Annotated in this window: 18 protein-coding genes, 1 other RNA gene and 1 pseudogene; 6 read left to right on the top strand and 14 right to left on the bottom strand. The window is 71.6% G+C overall.

The features are described 5' to 3' along the window. Positions 1–36: 36 nt before the first annotated feature. From FHS34_RS00315 to FHS34_RS00290, 6 genes are all read right to left on the bottom strand, one after another. Positions 37–318 (bottom strand): HU family DNA-binding protein, encoded by a 282-nt coding sequence (locus FHS34_RS00315; RefSeq protein ID WP_014673024.1) that lies wholly within the window; start codon positions 316–318, stop codon positions 37–39. A 291-nt stretch (positions 319–609) separates the two neighbouring features. Beyond that, positions 610–2,025 (bottom strand): NAD-dependent malic enzyme, encoded by a 1,416-nt coding sequence (locus FHS34_RS00310; protein WP_184958222.1) that lies wholly within the window; start codon positions 2,023–2,025, stop codon positions 610–612. A 390-nt stretch (positions 2,026–2,415) separates the two neighbouring features. After that, positions 2,416–4,779 (bottom strand): HelD family protein, encoded by a 2,364-nt coding sequence (locus tag FHS34_RS00305; RefSeq protein WP_184958220.1) that lies wholly within the window; start codon positions 4,777–4,779, stop codon positions 2,416–2,418. A 220-nt stretch (positions 4,780–4,999) separates the two neighbouring features. Beyond that, a complete protein-coding gene (locus FHS34_RS00300) occupies positions 5,000–5,767 on the bottom strand; it encodes an anti-sigma factor family protein (RefSeq protein WP_184958218.1) in 768 nt (255 codons plus the stop codon). 62 nt (positions 5,768–5,829) lie between these two features. Further along, entirely contained in the window at positions 5,830–6,414 is a 585-nt protein-coding gene (locus FHS34_RS00295; RefSeq protein ID WP_184958216.1) for a sigma-70 family RNA polymerase sigma factor, read from the bottom strand. A gap of 247 nt (positions 6,415–6,661) precedes the next feature. Next, positions 6,662–7,255 (bottom strand): CGNR zinc finger domain-containing protein, encoded by a 594-nt coding sequence (locus FHS34_RS00290; RefSeq protein WP_184958214.1) that lies wholly within the window; start codon positions 7,253–7,255, stop codon positions 6,662–6,664. A gap of 267 nt (positions 7,256–7,522) precedes the next feature. On the opposite strand from FHS34_RS00290, the gene FHS34_RS00285 reads away from it, so the two are divergent. Together FHS34_RS00285 and FHS34_RS00280 are read left to right on the top strand one after the other, a co-directional pair. Continuing rightward, positions 7,523–8,896, top strand: coding sequence for a nitrate/nitrite transporter (locus FHS34_RS00285; protein ID WP_184958212.1), 1,374 nt, complete (start codon positions 7,523–7,525; stop codon positions 8,894–8,896). Between the two features lie 86 nt (positions 8,897–8,982). Beyond that, positions 8,983–10,134, top strand: coding sequence for a uroporphyrinogen-III synthase (locus tag FHS34_RS00280; protein WP_184958210.1), 1,152 nt, complete (start codon positions 8,983–8,985; stop codon positions 10,132–10,134). A gap of 90 nt (positions 10,135–10,224) precedes the next feature. Here the strand turns inward: FHS34_RS00280 and FHS34_RS00275 are convergent, their stop codons facing one another. Then, complete coding sequence (locus FHS34_RS00275; RefSeq protein WP_184958208.1) at positions 10,225–11,913, bottom strand: hypothetical protein; 1,689 nt, start codon at positions 11,911–11,913, stop codon at positions 10,225–10,227. A 225-nt stretch (positions 11,914–12,138) separates the two neighbouring features. Beyond that, positions 12,139–13,119 (bottom strand): LysR family transcriptional regulator, encoded by a 981-nt coding sequence (locus FHS34_RS00270; RefSeq protein WP_184958206.1) that lies wholly within the window; start codon positions 13,117–13,119, stop codon positions 12,139–12,141. 83 nt (positions 13,120–13,202) lie between these two features. Between FHS34_RS00270 and FHS34_RS00265 the strand changes: the two genes are divergently transcribed. From FHS34_RS00265 to FHS34_RS00260, 3 genes are all read left to right on the top strand, one after another. After that, positions 13,203–14,549, top strand: coding sequence for an MFS transporter (locus FHS34_RS00265; protein ID WP_225817811.1), 1,347 nt, complete (start codon positions 13,203–13,205; stop codon positions 14,547–14,549). A 386-nt stretch (positions 14,550–14,935) separates the two neighbouring features. Further along, a complete protein-coding gene (locus FHS34_RS43305) occupies positions 14,936–15,064 on the top strand; it encodes a hypothetical protein (protein WP_263978485.1) in 129 nt (42 codons plus the stop codon). A gap of 314 nt (positions 15,065–15,378) precedes the next feature. Continuing rightward, complete coding sequence (locus tag FHS34_RS00260) at positions 15,379–16,707, top strand: helix-turn-helix domain-containing protein (protein WP_184958204.1); 1,329 nt, start codon at positions 15,379–15,381, stop codon at positions 16,705–16,707. Positions 16,708–16,777: 70 nt separating this feature from the next. Here the strand turns inward: FHS34_RS00260 and ssrA are convergent. From ssrA to ftsE, 5 genes are all read right to left on the bottom strand, one after another. Beyond that, positions 16,778–17,146, bottom strand: a transfer-messenger RNA (tmRNA) gene (gene ssrA, locus FHS34_RS00255). A gap of 114 nt (positions 17,147–17,260) precedes the next feature. Continuing rightward, positions 17,261–17,803: an SsrA-binding protein SmpB gene (smpB, locus tag FHS34_RS00250; RefSeq protein ID WP_221508439.1), complete on the bottom strand. Its 543-nt coding sequence runs from the start codon at positions 17,801–17,803 to the stop codon at positions 17,261–17,263. 68 nt (positions 17,804–17,871) lie between these two features. Next, positions 17,872–19,041 carry a S41 family peptidase gene (locus FHS34_RS00245; RefSeq protein WP_184958202.1) on the bottom strand — a complete coding sequence of 390 codons (1,170 nt, stop codon included), beginning with the start codon at positions 19,039–19,041 and terminating at the stop codon, positions 17,872–17,874. Positions 19,042–19,108: 67 nt separating this feature from the next. Next, the gene (gene ftsX, locus FHS34_RS00240) at positions 19,109–20,026 is read right to left on the bottom strand and encodes a permease-like cell division protein FtsX (RefSeq protein WP_184958200.1); all 918 of its coding nucleotides are present in this window, start codon (positions 20,024–20,026) and stop codon (positions 19,109–19,111) included. Between the two features lie 36 nt (positions 20,027–20,062). Continuing rightward, positions 20,063–20,752, bottom strand: a complete 690-nt coding sequence (gene ftsE / locus FHS34_RS00235) for a cell division ATP-binding protein FtsE (protein WP_030348507.1) — start codon at positions 20,750–20,752, stop codon at positions 20,063–20,065. 245 nt (positions 20,753–20,997) lie between these two features. On the opposite strand from ftsE, the gene FHS34_RS00230 reads away from it, so the two are divergent. Beyond that, positions 20,998–21,198: a hypothetical protein gene (locus FHS34_RS00230; protein ID WP_030782860.1), complete on the top strand. Its 201-nt coding sequence runs from the start codon at positions 20,998–21,000 to the stop codon at positions 21,196–21,198. Positions 21,199–21,292: 94 nt separating this feature from the next. Here FHS34_RS00230 and FHS34_RS43300 read toward each other — a convergent pair. Further along, positions 21,293–21,848, bottom strand: a pseudogene (locus tag FHS34_RS43300) (hypothetical protein); the annotation flags it as partial.

Genomic DNA, 21,848 nt, shown 5'->3' with positions numbered 1-21,848 from the left:
CGGCGCCTCAGTGGGCCGGCGCTCGAAGCTGAGCGCTTACTTGCCCTTGGCGGCTTCCTTGAGCTTGCTGCCCGCGGTGACCTTCACGCTGAAGCCGGCCGGGATGTTGATCGGCTCGCCGGTCTGCGGGTTGCGCGCGGTGCGAGCGGCACGGTGGGTGCGCTCGAAGGTCAGGAAGCCGGGGATGGTGACCTTCTCGTCGCCCTTGGCGACGATCTCGCCGACGGTCTCGGCGAACGCGGCCAGCACGGCGTCGGCGTCCTTGCGGGTCACCTCGGCGCGGTCGGCCAGCGCGGCCACCAGCTCACTGCGGTTCATGTTGTTACTCCCGTGTTTTCTTGCCGTTGGGGTGTGCCAGGCGGCGAGGCCGCCCGAGGCACTGCGATGCCGATGCGCTCGCGCCCAGGGACGCATCCTGCCCCTACCTGCGGCGGGAAAGCCAATCCGGCACCCGTAGGAGTCGTGAGAACACCCTGGGGAGTCACACGAAAAGCGCCCGCTCGGCCGTCACCCTAGAGGGCGCCCGGCATCCGGTGGTTCCGCGACGCGCCGGTGCGGGGGCCGCAGTGGTGATGCTCACAGCCCCTCGCACCGTACGCCACGCCGTGCTCAGGCCGTCGCGCCGGCCGCCTTGGCGGCCTCGCGGACCGCCCCGGCCACGGCGCCCGCGACCTTGTCGTTGAAGACGCTCGGGATGATGTAGTTCGGGTTCAGCTCGTCCTGGCTCACCACGTCGGCGAGGGCCTTCGCGGCGGCGAGCATCATCTCGGTGTTCACCGTCCGGGACTGGGCGTCCAGCAGTCCGCGGAAGACACCCGGGAAGACCAGCACGTTGTTGATCTGGTTCGGGAAGTCGGAGCGGCCGGTGGCCACGACGGCCGCCGTCTGCCGGGCGACCGCCGGGTCGACCTCGGGGTCCGGGTTCGCGAGCGCGAACACGATGGCGCCGTCGGCCATGGCGGCCACGTCGTCGCCGTCCAGGACGTTCGGGGCGGAGACGCCGATGAAGACGTCGGCGCCGCGCACGGCCTCCTTCAGGGTGCCCGTGAGGCCCTCGGGGTTGGTGTTGTCGGCGATCCAGCGCAGCGGCGAGTCGGCCGGGGCGTTCACCAGGTCCTCGCGGCCGGCGTGGACGACACCGTGGATGTCGGCGACGACGGCGTTCTTCACCCCGGCCGCGATCAGCAGCTTGAGGATGGCCGTACCGGCGGCGCCGGCGCCGGACATGACGACCCGGATGTTCTCGATCGCCTTCTCCGCGACCCGCAGGGCGTTGGTCAGGGCGGCGAGCACGACGATGGCGGTGCCGTGCTGGTCGTCGTGGAAGACGGGGATGTCGAGGGCCTCGCGCAGCCGGGCCTCGATCTCGAAGCAGCGCGGCGCGGAGATGTCCTCCAGGTTGATGCCGGCGAAGCCCGGGGCGATCGCCTTGACGATCTCCACGATCGCGTCGGTGTCCTGGGTGTCCAGGCAGAGCGGCCAGGCGTCGATGCCGGCGAAGCGCTTGAAGAGGGCCGCCTTGCCCTCCATGACCGGCAGCGCGGCCTTGGGGCCGATGTTGCCGAGGCCGAGCACGGCGGAGCCGTCCGTCACGACCGCAACGGAGTTGCGCTTGATGGTGAGGCGGCGGGCGTCCTCGGGGTTCTGGGCGATGGCCATGCAGACACGGGCCACGCCGGGCGTGTAGACCATGGAGAGGTCGTCACGGTTGCGGATGGGGTGCTTCGACGCCATCTCGATCTTGCCGCCGAGGTGCATCAGGAACGTACGGTCGGAGACCTTGCCCAGGGTGACGCCCTCGATGCCGCGCAGCTTCTCGACGATCTCGTCGGCGTGCGCGGTGGAGGAGGCCGCGATGGTGACGTCGATGCGGAGCTTCTCGTGGCCGGACGCGGTGACGTCGAGGCCGGTGACCGAGCCTCCGGAGGACTCCACGACGGTGGTGAGCTGCGATACGGCGGTTCCGCTCGCGGGCACCTCCAGCCGGATCGTCATCGAGTAGGAGACGCTGGGCGCCGTTGCCATGGCCGACTTCCTCTGCTTTCACCGTGTCGCGAGTTGTGCCGTCCGATCGTCGCACCTACCGCCGAGTACGTGGTAGTCGCCCTGGGTTACGGACGTTTTGTTCACGCGAGGCTCTCTGCCGAATGGATGGTTTCGGAAAACCACTTCCACCATACGAGAAACGATCAGGCAAGGAAAGAGGGAGCCGGGGCAAAGAGAGAGGCCCACGTCACATCCGTGACGTGGGCCTCCCACACGTTCATGACACCGACCCGCCATGCTCGCCTCGCGGCAAGTGGTCCCTCTGAGGGACGAAGGTTGGGCCCGGGGGCTTGGATCGGGCCGGTGCCACGTCAAGGCTAACAAACGGATCCCGTACGGCCATTCCCGCCCGGGGGAGTACCCGGGCCCTCAGTCCCGCAGCAGGTCCGGCACCCCCGCCGCGTCCGGCTCGTCCCGCTCCCCCGACACCACCGTGAGCTGCTGGGTCGCCCTGGTCAGCGCCACGTACAGCACGCGCAGCCCGGCCGGGGACTCGTCGGCGATCTCGGCGGGCGACACGACGACCGTGGCGTCGTACTCCAGGCCCTTGGCCTCCAGGCTGCCCAGCGCGACGACCCGGTCGCCGAGCCCGGCCAGCCAGCGCCGGGCCTCCTCGCGCCGGTTCATCGCGACCACCACGCCGACCGTGCCGTCCACGAGTCCGAGCAGCCGCTCGGCCTCCGCCCGCGCGGTCGCCTCCAGCGAGCCCGAGACGACCGCGAAACGCGGCTGCACCCCGGTGGACCGAACGGCGGACGGGGCCTCGGAGCCGGGCATGGCGAGCGCGAGCACCTTCGCGGCCAAATCGGCGATCTCGGCCGGGTTCCGGTAGTTCACGGTGAGCTGGAAGCGGCGCCGGGGCCGGGTGCCGAGGGCCTCGTCGCGGGCCTCGGCCGCCTCGTCGGGGTCGGACCAGGAGGACTGCGCCGGGTCGCCGACGACCGTCCAGGTGGCGTGCCGGCCGCGGCGGCCGACCATCCGCCACTGCATGGGCGTGAGGTCCTGTGCCTCGTCCACGATGACGTGCGCGTACTCGGTGCGCTCCTGCGCCAGCCGCTCGGCCCGCTCCCGCTGCGACTCCTCGCGCACCGGCATCAGCTCCTCCAGGCCGGTGAGCTGGTCCAGCGGGTCCAGCTCGCGCTTCTTGCGCGGCCGGGCCGGGGCGCCGAGGACGGCCTGGAGTTCGTCGAGCATGGCGATGTCGTGCACCGAGTGACCGTCCCGCCGCAGGGAGCGGGCGACCTTGCGGACCTCGCCGGGGTTGAGGATCCGCCGGGCCCAGCGGCCCAGCCGCTTCTCGTCGGACATGGCCGCGAGCACGCCCCTGGGGGTCAGCTCGGGCCACCAGGCGTCGAGGAAGCCGATGAAGGCGTCCTCACTCATGACGTCCTCGTCGAAGGACGAGCGCAGCTCGGCGGCCAGCTCCGGGTCGGTGTGCCGGGAGGCGCCGCCGGACTTGGCCCACAGGGCGTCCAGCAGCAGTCTTCGGGCGCGCGGGCGGAGCAGGTTGACGGGCGCGGTGCCGCCGAGGGCGGTACGGCGGATACGTTCCAGCTCGTTGGCCTCCAGTTCGAGGCGGCGCCCGAAGGCGACGACCCGAAGCCGCGAGGGCGGGCCGCCGAGGACCGGCTGCCCGCCGTCCTCGCCCAGGGCGAGCTGCCCCGCCGGCGCGGCCGCGCCCAGCTCCAGGGCGCCCCGGGCTGCCTTGCGCAGCACCTTCAGCATCCGGTACGAGCCCTTGGCGCGGGCCACGGCCGGGGAGTCGTACAGGCCGGCCTCCGCGCCGTCGACCAGCGAGCCGATGGCGCGGATCGCGACCTGGCCCTCCTCGCCGAGCGAGGGCAGCACGCCCTCGGTGTAGGCGACCAGCAGCGGGGTCGGCGAGACGATCAGGATGCCGCCCGCGTAGCGTCTGCGGTCCTGGTAGAGCAGGTAGGCGGCGCGGTGCAGGGCGACGGCGGTCTTGCCGGTGCCCGGTCCGCCCTCCACATAGGTGACGGAGGCGGCGGGGGCCCGGATGACCAGGTCCTGCTCGGCCTGGATGGACGAGACGATGTCCCGCATGGTGTGGCTGCGGGCCTGGCCGAGGGCGGCCATCAGGGCGCCGTCGCCGATGACGGGCAGTGCGCGGCCGTCGCGGAAGGCCGTCAGCTCGGGCCGCATCAGGTCGTCCTCGACGCCGAGCACCCGGCGCCCCTTGGACCGGATGACCCGGCGCCGCACCACCCGGCCCGGGTCCACGGGCGTGGCCCGGTAGAAGGGCGCGGCGGCCGGCGCGCGCCAGTCGATGACCAGCGGGGAGTAGTCCGCGTCGAGGACACCGATGCGGCCGATGTGCAGGGTCTCGGCGATGTCGGCGGTGTTGTCGTCCCGCACGGCGCCCTCGGCGGGCTCCACCGCCGTGTACGCCCCGTCGGGGCCCTTCCTGCCGTCCTTGCCCGGCAGCAGGTCGATGCGGCCGAAGAGGAAGTCCTCGAACTCGTTGTTCAGCCGGTTCAGGTGGACGCCGGCCCGGAAGACCTGCGCGTCCCGCTCGGCCAGCGCGCCCGGGGTGCCGACCTGGCCGCGCTTGGCCGCGTCGTGCATCAGGAACTCGGCCTCGTGGATCTTCTCCTCCAGCCGCCGGTACACCCGGTCCAGGTGTTCCTGTTCGACGCTGATCTCTCGGTCACGGACGGAGTCGGGTGCGTCGTGTACCGAGCCGACCGCGGACTGCTGAACCTGAGCGGCCACCGGGCCCCCTTCTGACGTGCTGGGCAGCCGTCAACCGTACGCGAAGGGGGCCCGGGAGGCTACGGCAAGGGGTCGCGGCGCCGCTCGGCCGGGGAGTGCGTGACGAGGGGGCGCGGGGTGCAGGCCGAGCGACCTCTGCGGGCCCGCGCCCGACGACGAAACGGCACCCGCCCGGAAATCCGCGGGGTCCCGGGGGCCCGGCCCCCGGAGAACGGTGCCGCTACGCGTTCACCTGCACCAGCTTCTTGCCCTCGAACGTCACCACCTCGAAGTGGTGGATCTCGTTCGGCTGGAAGGCCGCCGCCCCGCCGATGTAGAGCGGTTTCTTCGCGTCCTCGGTCTTGGCGTCCGTGATGCCGTACCCCCAGTTCGGCACCGACCACGACGACATGGTGACGCGCTGCCCGTTCTTGGCGACGAGGACCAGGGAGCACTTCAGCGGGCCCTTGACGTTCTTCAGCTCCAGGACCGCCTCGGTACCCCAGACCTTCTGCGCCATGGCGACGGTCGCGCTGACGTGGGTCGACGCGTCCGTGGCGGTCTTCTTGTCGGACATGGTGCTGAAGGTCGCCTGGGCCGGCGTCGCCGTGACCTGGCCGCCGTCGTCGGATCCGCCGCCGATCGCCACCGCGGCCAGCGGCCCGGCGATGATCAGCGCGGCCGCCGCGGCGATCATGTAGAAGCTGCGCCGTCGCTTCTGGGCGCGCTTCTCGGCGACGTCGTCGACCAGCTTCTCCACCAGCCGCGGACTGGGCCTGGCGGACAGCGAGTCCCCGATCGCGGGGGTGCTGCCGGAGCCGGGCAGGTCCGCGAGCGCGGCCAGCATCGGCTCCATCCCGGCCAGCTCGTCGAGTTGCTGGGCGCACCATTCGCAGCCGGCGAGGTGCGCCTCGAAAGCGGTTGCCTCGGCGTCGTCGAGAATCCCGAGGGCATAGGCACCGACGGTCTCGTGCTCGCTCGGCACCGAAGATCCCTGACTGGGGCTCATGGGCCCAGACATACCCGGACCACCCGGTCCGAATCCCTGCATTCCCCCGTACCCATTGCTCATCACGCCGTCACCCCCCGCTCCTCCAGTGCCAGCTTCATCGACCGCAGGGCGTAGAACACCCGGGAACGGACGGTGCCGCTCGGTATGCCCAGCGTCTCGGCCGCCTCATTGACGGTACGCCCTTTGAAGTACGTCTCGACGAGCACCTCCCGGTGGGCCGGGGTCAGGTCGTCGAGCGCGTCCGACAGCGTCATCAGCCACAGCGCCTTGTCGATCTCGTCCTCCGCGGGGATGACCTCCAGCGGCGACGGATCGACCTCCTGCGGCCGGGCCTGCCGGCTGCGGTGGCCGTCGATGACGATGCGGCGTGCGACCGTCACCAGCCAGGGGCGTACCGAACCGGTCGCCCGATTGAGCTGACCGGCGTTCTTCCAGGCACGGATGAGTGTTTCCTGTACGACGTCCTCGGCGCGCTGCCGATCACCGGCGACCAGTCGCAGGACATACGCGAGCAGAGGTCCGGCGTGCTCTCGATACAGCGCACGCATCAGCTCCTCATCCGGCTCCGAGGGCTGTGAGGACATGCGATGTCGGGCCCTCATTCCACGTTCATTGGCCACGGCCGCATCCTTGCGCACGCCCACCTCCGGTGTCCGGGGGTTCCCCCAGTCGGTCGCTCGCCCACCCGTACGGACCGAGACCACACGATGTTCAAAACGGAGTGACAGATTTCTCCGGGGTGACGTGACGAGCGGGACATGCGTGCACATTCCCACCGAGCGATCTTTACATTTCCGACACAACACCGGAAGCGCCGGGCGCTACCCGTGTAGACACCAACGAAACGCCCGTGTAACGGAAATCACTCCGGACTCGGGGGTCCCGACGCCCTCAGGCCCGCGTGAGCGCGGCCCGCCGGCGGTGCCGCGCGACCCGCTCCCGGTTCCCGCACACCTCGCTGGAACACCAGCGCCGGCGCCGCCCACGGGAGGTGTCGACGTACACGAGGGGGCAGTTGTCCCCCTCGCACTCCCGCACCGCGGCCCGCGCGACGGGATCGGTGAGCAGCTCCACCGCGTCCCGGGCGACGACGGCGAGCAGCGCGGCACAGCGGGGCGGCGCCGCCAACTCCCTTACGAGGCCGCCGTCCGCCACGCGGACGGCGAGCGGGGCCGGGGTGGCGGTCCGGGCGGTCTCGTTGACGTGTCCGAGGGCACGCCCGTACGCCGGTGTCTGCGCGCCCCGCATGTCCCGCACCAACGACCCGACGTGCCCGCGCAGTTCCCGGAAGTCCGCCAGCCAGGAGCCGTCGGCGTGCTCCAGCGGTGTACCGGCCGGCACGAGGCCGGCGCCCCCGATCCACGCGCACAACGCCTCGACACCGTCCAGGCGTTCGCCCGGATGCGTGGTGGCGAGCAGGTCCAGGCACACCCGCCCGGCATCGAACCGCAGCTCGTACGGGGGCGTGGCGCTACCGAATGCCATGTGCGAGTCACCGCCTGGGCAGGAAGCGTGCGGGGAGCCGTCCTTCTCCTCTCACAGTGCCTGCCCGGACGGTGCGCCGGAACCCCTCGTACCGGTGTCCGTCCCCCCGACGGGCGTGCGGGGCCGCCTCACCGGCCGCTCCCCGGGTGAGTGAGAGCAACGTCTTCTTCCGGTCACCCGCGGCCACAGGGCCGGAAACGCGTCGTTCCTACCTTCGGGTCGGTCAGTGGTCGGCAGACCGAGCAGCCGGAGCCCCGTGGAGGCGTCATGACAGCCCCAGTCCCGAACCGTCGCAGTGGCCGCTGGATCGAGCGCTGGGATCCGGAGGACGAGGGTTTCTGGAACACGACGGGCGAGCGGATCGCGCGCCGGAACCTCTGGTTCTCCGTGCTCTCCGAGCACATCGGGTTCTCCGTCTGGACCCTGTGGTCCGTGCTGGTCCTGTTCATGGGCCCGGAGTACGGCCTCACCCCCGCCGACAAGTTCCTGCTGACCTCGCTGGTCACGCTGGTCGGCGCGGTCGTCCGGGTGCCGTACACCTTCGCCGTGGCCGTCTTCGGCGGCCGCAACTGGACGGTCGTCTCGGCGAGCCTGCTCCTCGTCCCGGCCGTCGCCGCGTTCGTGGTGATGGAGCCGGGGACGTCCTTCTCCACCTTCCTCCTGGTGGGCCTGCTGACCGGCATCGGCGGCGGCAACTTCGCCTCCTCCATGACCAACATCAACGCCTTCTTCCCCCTGCGGAAGAAAGGATGGGCGCTCGGTCTCAACGCCGGCGGCGGCAACATCGGCGTCCCGGTCATCCAGCTCGTCGCGCTCAGCGTCATCGGCGCGAGCGGCGGCCCGCGCGTGCTGCTCGGGATCTACATCCCGCTGATCGTCGTGGCCGCCGTGCTCGCCGCGCTGTTCATGGACAACCTGGCCACGGTGAAGAACGACACCGGCGCGGCCAAGGACGCCGCGAAGGACGCCCACACCTGGATCATGGCCTTCCTCTACACCGGCACCTTCGGCTCCTTCATCGGCTACAGCTTCGCCTTCGGCCAGGTCCTGACGAACCAGTTCGGCCGCACCCCGCTGCAGGCGGCGTACCTCACCTTCGTCGGCCCGCTGCTCGGCTCCCTCGTCCGCCCCGTCGGCGGCCGCCTCGCCGACCGCTACGGCGGCGCCCGCATCACCCTGTGGAACTACGTCGGCATGGCCGCCGCCACCGCCGTGCTCGTCGCGGCCGGCATGGCGAAGTCGCTGCCGCTGTTCGTGTCCGTCTTCGTCGTCCTGTTCATGCTCAGCGGGCTGGGCAACGGATCGACGTTCAAGATGATCCCCGGCATCTTCCAGGCCAAGGCCCTGGCCAAGGGGCTGGAGGGCGAGGCGGCCGTCGCCCACGGCCGACGGCTGTCCGGCGCCGCCATGGGCCTGATCGGAGCGGTCGGCGCGCTCGGCGGCGTCGGCATCAACCTCGCCTTCCGCCAGTCCTTCCTCGCCTACGGTTCCGGCACCGGCGCGTTCGTCGCCTTCCTCGGCTTCTACGCTGTGTGCTTCGTGGTCACCTGGGCCGTATACCTTCGCCGCCCCACCGGGCAGGTGCCGGCCACGGAGGCCGCTTCGGAGTCTAAGGCCCAGCTCAGCTATGCCGAGGTGTGACGTAACACCGGTGACATCCAGCCGAACCGAGCCTGTCACGGACCGTTGACAGGCTCGGTCGGCGTGCCGGTCAGCTAGGAGAGCCCATGTACGACGAAGAGCAGCAACCCGAGCACGGTCCCCTCGCCGGATTCACCGTGGGCGTCACCGCCGCGCGCCGGGCCGACGAGCTCGGCGCCCTGCTCCAGCGGCGCGGCGCCGGCGTGCTGCACGCCCCCGCCCTGCGGATCGTGCCGCTCGCCGACGACAGCGAACTGCTCGCCGCCACGAAGGAGATCATCGACCAGGTGCCGGACGTCGTCGTGGCCACCACCGCGATCGGCTTCCGGGGCTGGGTCGAGGCCGCCGACGGCTGGGGGCTCGGCGAGCAGCTGCTCGGCCGGCTGCGCGGGGCACGGCTGCTGGCCCGCGGCCCCAAGGTCAAGGGCGCCATCAGGGCGGCCGGCCTCACGGAGGAGTGGTCGCCCTCCTCGGAGTCCCTGGCCGAGGTGCTCGACCGCCTCCTGGAGGAGGGCGTCGACGGCCACCGCATCGCCGTCCAGCTCCACGGCGAACCCCTCCCCGGCTTCGTCGAGTCGCTGCGCGCCGCCGGTGCGGAGGTGCTTCCGGTCCCGGTCTACCGCTGGATGCCCCCGGAGGACCTCGGCCCCCTGGACCGCCTGCTGGACGCGGCCGTCACCCGCGGCCTGGACGCCGTCACCTTCACCAGCGCCCCCGCCGCGGCCTCCCTGCTGTCCCGCGCGGAGGACCGCGGTCTGCTGGACGAGCTGCTGTCGGCCCTGGCCCATGACGTCCTTGCGGCCTGCGTGGGCCCGGTCACCGCGCTGCCCCTCCAGGCCCACGGCGTGCAGACGGTCCAGCCGGAACGCTTCCGGCTGGGCCCCCTGGTCCAACTCCTGTGCCAGGAACTCCCGGCGCGCGCCCGGTCGTTGCCGGTCGCCGGTCACCGGATGGAGATCCGCGGTCACGCGGTCCTGGTCGACGACGACCTCAGGCCGGTCCCCCCGGCCGGCATGGCCCTCCTCCGCGCGCTGGCCCGCCGCCCCGGCTGGGTGGTGGCCCGTGCCGACCTGCTGCGGGCCCTCCCGGGCGCGGGCCGTGACGAACACGCCGTGGAAACGGCGATGGCCCGCCTGCGCACGGCCCTCGGGGCCCCGAAGCTGATCCAGACGGTGGTGAAACGGGGGTACCGCCTGGCCCTGGACCCGGCGGCGGACGAGAAGTACGCCGACGCGTAGGCGAGGGACCGGGGCGGGCGGCGGCTCCCGTGCCGCCCGCCCCGGGCCGCCGCGGCGGCCGCGCCCGGCGCCATCACGGCCGGCCCCGTGTCAGGCCGCCGACCTGCGGCGTACGACGAGGACGAGCACCGTGCCCAGCCCGAGGGCGAGGAGCGCTCCGACGCCGAGGAACACGGCGCCGCCGGCGCCGGTCGTCGCGAGCCCGCCGCCGGAGGTACCGCCGGAGGTGGACGCGTCACCGCCGGTCGTGCCGGCGGAGCCGGAGGTGTCGCCGCCGGACGTGCCGGGGCTCGGCTCGGCCGAGGGACTGCCGGAGGCGCTGGGGCTCGGGTCGGCCGAGGGGCCGCCGGAGGTGCCCTGCGTGCCTCCGTCGTCGTCGGTGGCGTTCAGGACGATCCACGCCGAGTTGTTGTCGTGGTTGGGCTCGCTCGGGTAGTCGAAGGGCTGCATCTGGATCTTGCCCTTGGCGTTCTTCACGACCTTGTCGATGCGCAGCTCGAACGGGAAGGTCAGGTCGGCGTCCTCCAGGACCGGCGTGTGCGCCCAGCATCCGTAGCCGTCCGACCCGTCGTCGAGACGGCCGGCCCAGCAGTCCTCGGGAACCTTGGTCACCGTCGCACCCGGCGGGATCGCGACGTAGACCAGCATCGGGTCGTCGTCCGGCGGTTCGAGCCCGCGGACCCAGGCCGGGCCGAGGTTGCGGAAGCCGACGTCCACCGTCACCTTGTCGCCCACCGCGCCGCGCGCCGAGTCACCGGTGATCTGGATGTCGTAGGAGTTGTTCTGGGGCAGCCACGCCGTGCCCTTGCTCGAGTAGAGGCCCGAGGGAACGCCCGGGAGCTTCCTCAGGGTCATCGGCGCGCCGGTGCCCGGGGTGTAGCCGTCGGCCGCAGACAGGGTCTTCGGCCGCCGGGCGTCCGCCGGGGCGAAGCTGTAGGTGAAGAGGTCGTTCAGCGCGAACGCGGCGGTCTTCACCTTCAGCGGCTCGGTCACCTCGTAGGCCGCGCCCGCCTCGTAGACGCCGGAGAAGGCGCAGATCGCGTCGGTGCCCTGGTCCTGCAGGGGGCCGTCGGTGGTGTGCCGGTAGAGGCAGTTGCCGTAGCTGTCGGGGAAGCCCAGCCCGCGAGTGCCACGGAAGCGCAGCACGACACCGTCGGCGGACGCGCCGCCGGCGTTGCGCAGGCCGAGCGGTGCTCCCCAGGTGTCCCCCACGCCGACACCAGGGGTGGGCAGTTCGTGGCTCACGATCCTGGAGTCGCTCACCACCACCTGGATGTGGAGCGGCGCGAAGGCGACGCCCTCGCCCTCGCCGGTGACCGTGATCTCACCGAACCGTCTGGGTGAACCGCCGGCGGGGACGTCGAGCCGGATGCCGCCGAGCACGTTGGCCTTCTCCCCGGCGCGGATCCGGTCGCCCTCGCAGGTGGCGGTCCAGCCGTTCGCCGCGCAGGGGAGCTTCACCGTCGCGACGCCCGCCAGGCCTCCGGCGTCGATCGTGATCTTGTAATGGCCCTGGTGGGCGACGGGCACCTCCCCGTCGTCGCCCGGCTCGTCGCTGCCGGGTGCCGCGAGGCGCAGGGTGACCTGCGGTTCGGCCGGGTCACCGTTGTCGCCCTGGAGAGACAGATCCACGTGGTTCTCGCCGGTGATCCGCACCGGCAGCGGGTCGCCGTCGGCGGCCAGCGCGGGCACGGCGGCACCGGATCCGGCGGCCAGCACGGTGGCCGCCACCGGTCCGAGCACGGCCCGAAAGACGGATCTGCGGACGGGACGTCTCATCAACGCCTCCTTGTCGCATGTAGGACCCCGAGGGAGTGCCGCTTGTCGAGCACTCAACCATCCGACAGCCGGGGGGTGTTGTTCGTTGCCCCCGGGCACATCACAGAGCCATCACGGACGCCGTCGGCGACTCCCGCGCCGGGGCGGAGGCGTGCGGTCGGTCCGTCGTCATCCACCGGCGGCCATCGCGCCCGCGTCGCTCGCCGGCGCCCCTGGCGCCCTTGGTCACCCACCGGCGGCCATCGCGCCCTCGTCGCTCGCCGGGATCCACGTGTCGTCCGGCCGCCGCAGCCATCCCTCCGCATCCGCGAGCTCCCGCGCAGCCCGGCGCAGCGCGTCCAGGCCGGGATGGACCAGGCCCCTGCGCCACACCAGCGAGACGGGTGACAACGGCACGGGCGCGACCAGGGGCCTGGACACCCGCCGGGTCATGGCCGGGAAGTCCACCACGGCCAGCACCGGGTTCCGGTTCTTGGCCATGATCCGTTCGAACTCCTCGTCCCCGACGGCCAGCGGGAGGGGGTCGGCCAGACGGATGCCGCGCCCTTCGAAGAGCGCGCACGCCAGATCGGTCCACTCCCGGGTGCGCGGGTTCCCGGCACCGGCGTAGACCGTCTCCCCGGCCAGCGCGGCCAGCGGGACCTCGGGCAGCGCGGCCAGCGGGTGGTCCTCGGGCAGCACGACGGCCATCGGCTCGTACCGCACGGGCTGATGCGCGAGTCCGGCGCGCAGGGCCGGGTCCAGGCCGGCGAAGCGGCCGAAGGAGACGTCCAGCCGGCCGGCGAGCAACTCGCCGGCGGCTCGGGTCAGACCGCTCTCGTAGCGGGCCATCAGCTCGCGGTCCGGGGCGAGTTCACGCGCCCGGTGCAGCACCCGGTGTCCGGTGAGCAGCCCCCGGAAGTTGAGGTCCACCAGCAGGGGGCGGGCCTGCCCCGCGGTGAACGCGGCGAGCAGGTCGTCCTGGGCGGCGAGGACCCGGCGCGCGTGCGGCAGCAGGCGTTCGCCGTCCGGGGTCAGCGCGACCTGCCGGGTGGTCCGCAGGAACAGCTCGGCGCCCAGCTCCCGCTCCAGCCGCCGTACGTCCCGGCTGAGCGCCTGCTGGGCGACGTACAGACGGGCCGCGGCCCGGGTGAAGTGCAGTTCCTCGGCGACGGCGACGAAGGCGCGCAGCAGGCGGGGGTCCGGGTGGGCGGCGGAGGCGGGCATGCGGCGAACTTACAACGCGACTGCGTCAATCGGCATCCACCAGGTGTTGGACCCGGTGATCCGCCGCGGGTGACCGTAGCCGTATGCCGCAGCAGACCACGCAGGACACTCCGGTGCCGCAGCAGACCGCCCAGGACACTCCGACACGGCCCGGCCGCCGCCGGTTCGCGGGATACCGGCGCCTCTTCGGCCTCCCCGGCGCCCGCGCCTTCACGGCCGGCAACCTCCTCGCCCGCCTCCCCATGGGGATGTTCAGCGTGAGCGCGGTCGTGATGATCGCCGGCGCCCGGGGCTCGTACGCCCTCGCCGGTGCGGTCACCGCGACCGGGCTCGCGGCGACCGCGGTGGCCGGTCCCTGGCTCGCCCGGCTGGTGGACCGGCACGGGCAGGCCCGCATCGCGCTGCCGGCCACGGCCGTCTCCGCGCTCGGCAGCCTCGCGCTCCTGCTGTGCGTGCGCCGTGACGCTCCCGACTGGACCCTGTTCGCCGCCTACGCCTGCACCGCCGCCACCCCCAACATCGGCGGTCTGTCCCGGGCCCGCTGGGCCCATCTGCTGCGCGACGAGCCCGGCACGCTGCACGCGGCGAACGCCTTCGAGCAGGCCGCGGACGAGCTGTGTTTCATGCTCGGGCCGGTGCTCGCGTCCTTCCTGACCGGGACGTTCTTCCCGGAGGCGGGCACGCTCGTGGGCGCGGTGCTGCTGCTCGCCGGGATGGCGCTGTTCACCGCCCAGCGGGCGACCGAGCCGCCGCCGCGGGCCCGTTCGAAGGCGCCGTCGCCGCTGCGCAGTCCCGGCGTCCCGGCGCTGCTGGTCTGCTTCACGGCCACCGGCGCGGTGTTCGGTTCGATGGAGGTCGTCACCATCGCCTACGCGGACGCGGGGGGACGGCGTGCGGCGGCGGGTGCGGTGCTCGCCCTCCAGGCGGCGGGCTCGTGCGCGGCGGGGCTGGTGTACGGGGCGCGGAAGCCGGCCGCGCCCCGGCTGCACCGGTGTCTGGCCGCCATGGCCGCGCTCATGACGCTGCCCTGGGCGGCGGCCTCCACGGGCTCGCTCGGGGTGCTCGCCGGGGCGCTGCTGGTCGCCGGCATGGCGACCGCGCCGACCATGGTCACGGCGATGACCCTGGTGCAGCGGCGCACCCCGGACGACCGGCTGAACGAGGGCATGAGCCTGGTGGTGACCGGGCTGCTCATCGGCATCGCCTGCGGCTCGGCGACGGGCGGCTGGGCGACGGAGCGCCTCTCCCCCGTCGCCGCCTTCGGGGTGCCGGCCACGGCGGCCGCTCTCGCCCTGCTCGTCAGCCTGGCGCCGGAGGCCGCGCGGCGCGTGACGGTCCGCGGGTTCCCGCAGGCCACGGGAGGGCACCGGTCAACCTGCGCACGCGACTCGATCAGCGTTCGACCCCTTACGGACGGCGACCGGAAGTAAGCGGATCGTTATCAACGTGACCGATCCCACACGATCGGATTTCGTCTACGACCGGGAACGGTGACCACGCCCGGCCGACGTAGCCACACTCCCCACGCACCGAGCCGCCCGGTCACACCCGTAACGGCCGTGAACTGCGACAACCGTCAACAACCCCGTTCACCGTCCCACGAGTTCGCAGGCCACCCCGACGCCCTACCGAGAAGTACAGCAATCAACTGGTCGTCAAATAGACAATGGGCAAGGGAGTTGGGGCTCGACGCGCCCGGAACCCGGGCAGCGTGACGCGTGTGACCCGGTAGGCTCATCCCAACATCGTCTCTCGCGGCGCACATCGCGATCGGTTCGCCCGATCGGGGCCGATCGCCCCGCGACCGAGAGGAGGTGTGCGCGTGGAGAACCCGCCGGACGGCGGCGGGCGTGGCAACCGGAAGACCGGCAGGAAGATCTTCGGTTGGCTGGCGCTCCAGGCACTGGGTGCCTGGCTGCGACACCAGCTGGAAAGCCTCTTCTGACGGCGGAAGGCCCCCTGTTGCACCAGGGGGCCCTCGGGGGTCTCGCTCCCACACGCCGGCCCTGTGCCCCCGCCAACGGCGTCGACACCGTGGGGGCCAGGGCCACTTTCACAACCGATCTACGTGGACCGCAGTCACCAACCTGGGCCCGACGTCGTCCAACCTCGCGCATTTCAGCGGACGCATCCACCAGTTCAGCCGCCTAAAAGCAAAGCGAACCAGGTCAGTTGCTCCCGCCGTCCGACGATGTGACAACGCCGTGGCCCAGGAATGGTACCCCTAAAGTGGTCCTCCCGAGGAGGGAGAACACGCGCATGGCACGGGGACTGGCCGATTTCAGCCCGTCGGAGCTGCGCGCGCTCCGCATGAACCTCTACGCGCGTCCCGGTGCGGTGGCCATGACGGCGGAGGAGCTCGCGCGGGCCGTCGGGACCACCAAGGCCCAGATACTGGCCTACGAGAACGGGCACCGAGTGCCAGACCCGCCCCGGGTCCGTGCCCTCGCCCGGGCCCTCGGCACCCACCCCGCCGCCCTGATGAACCCCCAGGGCCGCGCCTCCTGGGACATCGCCGACGTGCGCCGGGCCTGCGGTCTGCGGGCACGGGACGTCGTGGACGCGCTCGGGGTGTCGCCCAAGAACTACCGGCGGTTCGAGAACGAGGGCATCGTGCCCAGCCGGCGCCCGTGCTTCCTCGACGAGGTGGCGGCACTGTTCGGCATACAGCGCGCCAGCCTGGAACGCGCGGTCAACCGCACCCCCGCCGTCCGCGGACGCCAGGAGCGGGCCGCGGAGCTGATCGACATCCTGGCCGAGCGCTACGTGCCCGCGCCGGGGCCGTGGAAGGGGCCGGCGCCCGACGACCCGGACCTCGCCGAGCTGGCCGCCGCCTACGGCCGGCCCGTGCAGCGCACCCGCCGGGTCCTCACCTACGAACTGGGCGAGCTGCGCCAGACACACGTCCGGGCGGAGCGGGAGCGGGTCATCGCCGACTTCGACACCGACCGGGACCGGCAGGCCAACGCCCAGCTGGCCCTGGTGCGCTGGAACCAGGTCTACGCCCGGGAGCTCGCCCGCGTCGTCCCGCGGATGGAACAGTTCCACCGCAACGCCCAGCCGTCCACCTTCTGGCAGTTGCTCGTGGACCTGTTCAACGTGGAGGCGCACGCCTCCCGGGCCGAGGGCGGCCTGTGGGCGGTGGCGAAACTGCTCTCCACCGACGTCGAGCTGCTGCCGCCCCACCTGGTGGAGCGGCGGCACATCGAGGACGTCCGCGTCTGCCGTCTGACGGCGGCCGGGCTCGCGCACCTCAACGGTTTCGCCGGGCTGTACGCGGCGCTGTACCCGGGCGTCCGCCGCCCGCTGCGCTCCGCACACCGCTCCACCGGGTCGCGCGGCCGGCTGTCGCCCGGGACGGAGACCTTCTCCGTCCCCCATCACGCCGAGCGGCTGGTCGTGCCCCAGCCGGCGCTGGAGACGTTCCGGGGCGTGGTGGCGGGCACCAAGTCGTTCGTGACCGTGGAGCTCAGCCCCCATCTGCGGCTCACCGTCGGGCCGAACTTCGTGACCGCCGCCCCCTTCGAGGGCGAGCTCGAGGATCCGGGGCTGCTGGACGAGGGCTGGAAGGACCCGGCGCAGGCATGACGAAGGCCCCGCCGCGCGAAGCGGCGGGGCCTTAGCCCACATGGGTTTGAGAGGCCCGGGAGCCTCCCGATCGTGGAGATGGCGGGAATCGAACCCGCGTCCAACGGTGCGGAATCAGGGCTTCTCCGTGTGCAGTTCGCTGTGATTTTCTCAGCCCCGGCGATCACGCGAACAAGTCGCCGACGGGCTCAGTCACTGTTAGATTTCCCTCTTCACCCCGTGACCGGGATCAAGGTTTAGTTCCCTAGCTGATGCCAGGATCCGGGTCGGGAACAGCCCCGGGCTGACACTTCGCAAGTCGCTACTTAGGCAGCGAGGGCGAAGGAATCGCGCTTGGTGTTGGCGATTATTTTTTGCGACATATGGTTTACGAGATCATTGCCGCTTCCTCGACACGCTTCCCCTGCTTCGACAGCCGCTGTCGAAACCGATCATCCCCATGTTGTTTTTTCAATCCCTCCGCGTGGAGGGGGCGCGCACCCTCTGTGGGGTGCAGTGCCATCGTACGTGACCAACGCACGACGGTGCCAGCCTATTCCCGGGAGCCGGCCCGCTAGACGCCGCGCTGCCTGCGCTTCGCCGCCGCGATCGCCCGGTCCGACTCCCGCCGGTCCTGCTTCTCCCGCAGCGTCTGCCGCTTGTCGTACTCCTTCTTGCCCCGGGCGAGCGCGATCTCGGCCTTCGCCCGGCCGTCCTTGAAGTAGATGGCGAGGGGCACGATCGTGTGACCCGTCTCCTGGGACTTCGACTCCAGCTTGTCGATCTCCTCGCGGTGCATGAGCAGCTTGCGCTTGCGGCGCGCGGAGTGGTTGGTCCAGCTGCCCTGGTGGTACTCGGGGATGTGGGCGTTGTGCAGCCACGCCTCGCCCCGGTCGATCTGGACGAAGCCGTCGGTCAGCGAGGTCCGCCCCTCGCGCAGCGACTTGACCTCGGTGCCCATGAGCACGAGCCCGGCCTCATAGGTGTCGATGATCGCGTAGTCGTGCCGGGCCTTCTTGTTCTGGGCGACGATCTTGCGCTTGCCGCCCTTCTCGCCGTCCCGGGCCTTGCCGGCCCCTCCGCCCTGCTTGGGCTGGGACTCCTTCGGTACGTACATTCCCTTGCTCATAGTGCCGACCATTTTCGCACCACGCAGGGGGTGTGGGGGAAGCGTATTAACGGGGGCTACGACGGGTCGCCCAGGCCCGCGAGGACCGTCCCGGCCCGCCGCAGGGGGCTGGACCCCGCCTCCAGGTCGGGCGTGATGCCCCGGCCGTCGACCGTGTGCCCGGAAGGCGTGCGGTAGTGGCCGACGGTCAGCTCGGCCACCGAGCCGTCGGGCAGCTTCGTCGGCATCTGCACGGAGCCCTTGCCGAAGGTGCGGGAGCCGATCACCACCGCGCGGCCCCGGTCCTGCAGAGCGCCGGTGAGCAGCTCGGCCGCGCTCATGGTGCCGCCGTCGACCAGCACCACCAGGGGCCGGGTGGCGTCGCCGCCGGGGGCGGCGTGCAGGGCGCGCTGGTCGCCGTCGACGTCGTAGGTGGCGACCAGGCCGCCGTCCAGGAACGCGGAGGCGGTGCCCACCGCCTCGGTGACCAGGCCGCCGGAGTTGCCCCGAAGGTCGAGGACCGTGCGGCCGTCGGCCGGGGCCGCGCGCAGGGCCTCGCGGGCCGCCTCGGCGGAGCCCTTGGTGAAGGCGGAGATCTTCAGGACCGTGATCCCGTCGGACAGCCGGCGCACGGTCACGGAGTCGGTGGACAGCCTGGCCCGGTGCAGGGTCCGGCTCCACGCGCGCGTGCCGCGCTGCAGGCCGAGGGTGACCGTCGTGCCGGCCGGGGCGTCCTCGGCGTCCCCGCGGAGTAAGGCCATCACCTCGGTGACCGGCCGGCCGTCGACCCCGCCGCCGTCGACGCTGCGCAGCCGGTCGCCGGTGCGGATCCCGGCGTCGGCGGCGGGCGACCCGGGCTGCACCCTGGTGATCTCGACCCGGCCGTCCGGCTCCTGCCGCGCCCACAGACCGACGCCGGTGTAGCGGCCGTCCAGCGCGTCCTGGAACTCCTCGTACTCGCCCTCGGAGTACACCGCGCCCCAGCGGTCCCCGCTGCGGCTGACGGCCCGCTCGGCGGCCTCCATGGGGGACTTGCCGTCGGCCATCGCCTCGGCGGCGGCTCTCTCGACGGCCTCGTGCCGGCCCGCCGGGCCCACCGGCCCGGCGACGGCCCCGCGCGCGGGGCTGTCGGGCTCCGGGAAGGAGCCGGTGGCGGCGCCGGCGATCAGCACGCCGGCGAAGACCAATGTCAGGGCGGCCCCGCGGTGGATGCGGCGGGGCTGACAGAACGGGTCACGGCCTGACATGGCGGTGAGTCTAGGACAACGCGAAGGGCCGTACGGTCGGATGCCCGTACGGCCCTCTTGGTATGCGTCACACCTTCAGGTACTTGCGCAACGCGAAGAACGCCGCAAGGGACGGCATCAGCACGCTGGTTGCGAGGATCAGCGGCAGCTTGGTCAACACCGCGTCCCAGCCGACGAAGTTGATCAGCGTGAGCTTGTGGGAGAGGTCCATGCCGTGGTCGATGGTGAAGTACCGGCCGACGACGAGGGCCACACAGGCGAGGCCGCCGCCGATCAGTCCGGCGACCGCGGCCTCGGCGATGAACGGCGCCTGGATGTAGAAGCCCGAGGCACCGACCAGGCGCATGATGCCGGTCTCGCGCCGGCGGCTGAACGCCGAGACCCGCACGGTGTTGACGATCAGCAGGAGGGCGACGATCAGCATCATCGCCATCACGCCGAGCGCGCCCCGGTTCATCAGGTTGAGCAGCTGGAAGAGGTTGTCCAGGATGCCCTTCTGGTCCTGCACCGACTGCACGCCGTCGCGGCCGTTGAACGCGGTCGCGATCACCTGGTACTTCTGCGGGTCCTTGAGCTTGATCCGGTACGACTCCTGCATCTGGTCCGGCGTCAGCGAGCCGGCCAGCGGCGAGTTGCCGAACTGCTCCTTGTAGTGCTTGTACGCCTCGTCCTGCGACTCGGAGGTCACGTTCTCGACGACCGGCATCTTCTTCAGGTCCGCGAGGATCTGCTTCTTCTGGTCCTCGGTGACCGCGCCCTTGGCGCAGTGGACGTCGTTCTCCGCGTCGTGCTTGTTGCACAGGAAGATCGAGACGTTGACCTTGTCGTACCAGTAGCCCTTCATGGTGCTCACCTGGTCGCTCATCAGCAGCGAGCCGCCGAACAGGGCCAGGGACAGGGCGACGGAGACGATGACGGCGAAGGTCATCGTCAGATTGCGGCGGAGACCGACACCGATCTCCGACAGGACGAACTGGGCGCGCATGGCGGGTTCTTCAGGCCTTTCGGGAACTGGGGGCGGTCAGTGCTGGTAGCCGTAGACGCCGCGGGCCTGGTCGCGGACGAGGCGGCCCTTCTCCAGCTCGATGACGCGCTTGCGCATCTGGTCCACGATGTTCTGGTCGTGCGTCGCCATGATGACGGTGGTGCCCGTCCGGTTGATCCGGTCGAGCAACTTCATGATGCCGACGGAGGTCTGCGGGTCGAGGTTGCCGGTGGGCTCGTCGGCGATCAGCAGCTTGGGCCGGTTGACGAAGGCCCGCGCGATCGCGACGCGCTGCTGCTCACCACCGGACAGCTCGCCGGGTCTCCGGTCCTCCTTACCGCCGAGCCCGACGAGATCGAGCACCTGCGGCACGGACTTGCGGATCTCGCCGCGGGACTTGCCGATGACCTCCTGGGCGAAGGCCACGTTCTCCGCGACCGTCTTGTTCGGCAGCAGCCGGAAGTCCTGGAACACGGTCCCCAACTGGCGGCGCATCTGCGGCACCTTCCAGTTGGAGAGGCGCGCGAGGTCCTTGCCCAGCACGTGCACCTGACCGTGGCTGCACCGCTCCTCGCGGAGGAGAAGCCGCAGGAAGGTGGACTTTCCGGAGCCGGAGGACCCCACGAGGAAGACGAACTCGCCCTTCTCCACCTCTAGGGAGACATCCCTGAGTGCGGGCCGGGTCTGCTTGGGGTAGACCTTGGAGACGTTGTCGAATCGGATCACGGATGCACCACGGGTCGCCGGGGGTAGATGAGCGTGACCATACGCGAACCGGGTGTGCAAGTGCAGTCGCAGGTTGAGGTTGGGCAAGACTTGTGCGTATTTGTACCGGCCCCTGTCCGTGTCCCCTCCGCCCGGGCCCCGCGCATGCTCCCCGGGAACCTGGCACAGTGGAGGGGGGACGAGGGGAACGTTCTCGTTCCCGTGAACGTTGTACATGTGATGGCCGGTGCAAGGAGGGCGAGCGCATGACGTACGACCGGTTGGTGTGCGCGAACTGCGCGGCGCCCGTGAGTGAGGGCCGGTGCCCGGTGTGCCGTGCCAACCGCGAGCGGCTGCAGCAGGAGGGCTTCTTCGGCGGCCTGAACGGGCTGAACCCGATGGCGCTGATCGCGCTGCTGGCGGTGCTGATCGCCGCGGTGGCGCTGCTGGCCCACCAGACCGCGTAGCAAGTCCGCGAAAGCCGCCGTAAGGGCCCGGAGCGCCAAGCTCCGGGCCCTTACGTATGCGCTGTGCGTGCGGTGCGTGAGCGTGGGGCTACGCTCAGGCGGCGGCGCCGCCCCGGCCGCTCACCAGACGCGGCAGAACGCGGAAGCCGATGCCGCCGGCGATCATCGTCGCGGCGCCGACGAGCAGGAACGCGGTCTGGCCGGCACCGGTCTCGGCGAGCTGCTTGTCGCCGCCCTGGGCCGTGGTGTCGGAGCCGGTGTCGGTCAGCGCCGAGGAGCCCTCGTCCTGCGGCACGTTGTTGTTGCCGCCGTCGGGGACGGTGTTGTTGCCGGTGGTGCCGGTGGAGCCGGTGGTGCCGGTCTCACCGGTCGTGCCAGTGGTGCCGGTCGAGCCAGTGGCACCGGTCGAGCCGGTGGTGCCGGTCTCACCAGTGGTTCCAGTAGAACCGGTCGAGCCGGTGGTGCCAGTGGTACCGGTCGAGCCGGTGGTGCCGGTCGTGCCGGTCGTGCCCGTGGTACCGGTCGTGCCCGTGGTACCGGTCGTGCCCGTGGTACCGGTCGTGCCCGTGGTACCGGTCGTGCCCGTGGTACCGGTCGTGCCCGTGGTACCGGTCGTGCCCGTGGTACCGGTCGTGCCCGTGGTACCGGTC

The sequence above is a fragment of the Streptomyces echinatus genome (assembly GCF_014203595.1).
Classification (GTDB): Bacteria; Actinomycetota; Actinomycetes; order Streptomycetales; family Streptomycetaceae; genus Streptomyces; species Streptomyces echinatus.
This window is presented reverse-complemented; position numbering and strand designations above follow the sequence as displayed.

Bases quoted from the DNA above. Each gene is read 5' to 3' on its own strand.
- FHS34_RS00265 (WP_225817811.1), top strand. From the start codon at position 13,203: ATGCCGCAGCAGACCACGCAGGACACTCCGGTGCCGCAGCAGACCGCC.
- ftsX (WP_184958200.1), bottom strand. From the start codon at position 20,026: ATGCGCGCCCAGTTCGTCCTGTCGGAGATCGGTGTCGGTCTCCGCCGC.
- FHS34_RS00315 (WP_014673024.1), bottom strand. From the start codon at position 318: ATGAACCGCAGTGAGCTGGTGGCCGCGCTGGCCGACCGCGCCGAGGTG.
- FHS34_RS00300 (WP_184958218.1), bottom strand. From the start codon at position 5,767: ATGAGCCCCAGTCAGGGATCTTCGGTGCCGAGCGAGCACGAGACCGTC.
- FHS34_RS00245 (WP_184958202.1), bottom strand. From the start codon at position 19,041: ATGTCAGGCCGTGACCCGTTCTGTCAGCCCCGCCGCATCCACCGCGGG.
- FHS34_RS00280 (WP_184958210.1), top strand. From the start codon at position 8,983: ATGTACGACGAAGAGCAGCAACCCGAGCACGGTCCCCTCGCCGGATTC.
- FHS34_RS00310 (WP_184958222.1), bottom strand. From the start codon at position 2,025: ATGGCAACGGCGCCCAGCGTCTCCTACTCGATGACGATCCGGCTGGAG.
- FHS34_RS00290 (WP_184958214.1), bottom strand. From the start codon at position 7,255: ATGGCATTCGGTAGCGCCACGCCCCCGTACGAGCTGCGGTTCGATGCC.
- FHS34_RS00230 (WP_030782860.1), top strand. From the start codon at position 20,998: ATGACGTACGACCGGTTGGTGTGCGCGAACTGCGCGGCGCCCGTGAGT.
- FHS34_RS00270 (WP_184958206.1), bottom strand. From the start codon at position 13,119: ATGCCCGCCTCCGCCGCCCACCCGGACCCCCGCCTGCTGCGCGCCTTC.
- FHS34_RS00285 (WP_184958212.1), top strand. From the start codon at position 7,523: ATGACAGCCCCAGTCCCGAACCGTCGCAGTGGCCGCTGGATCGAGCGC.
- FHS34_RS00260 (WP_184958204.1), top strand. From the start codon at position 15,379: ATGGCACGGGGACTGGCCGATTTCAGCCCGTCGGAGCTGCGCGCGCTC.
- smpB (WP_221508439.1), bottom strand. From the start codon at position 17,803: ATGTACGTACCGAAGGAGTCCCAGCCCAAGCAGGGCGGAGGGGCCGGC.
- FHS34_RS00275 (WP_184958208.1), bottom strand. From the start codon at position 11,913: ATGAGACGTCCCGTCCGCAGATCCGTCTTTCGGGCCGTGCTCGGACCG.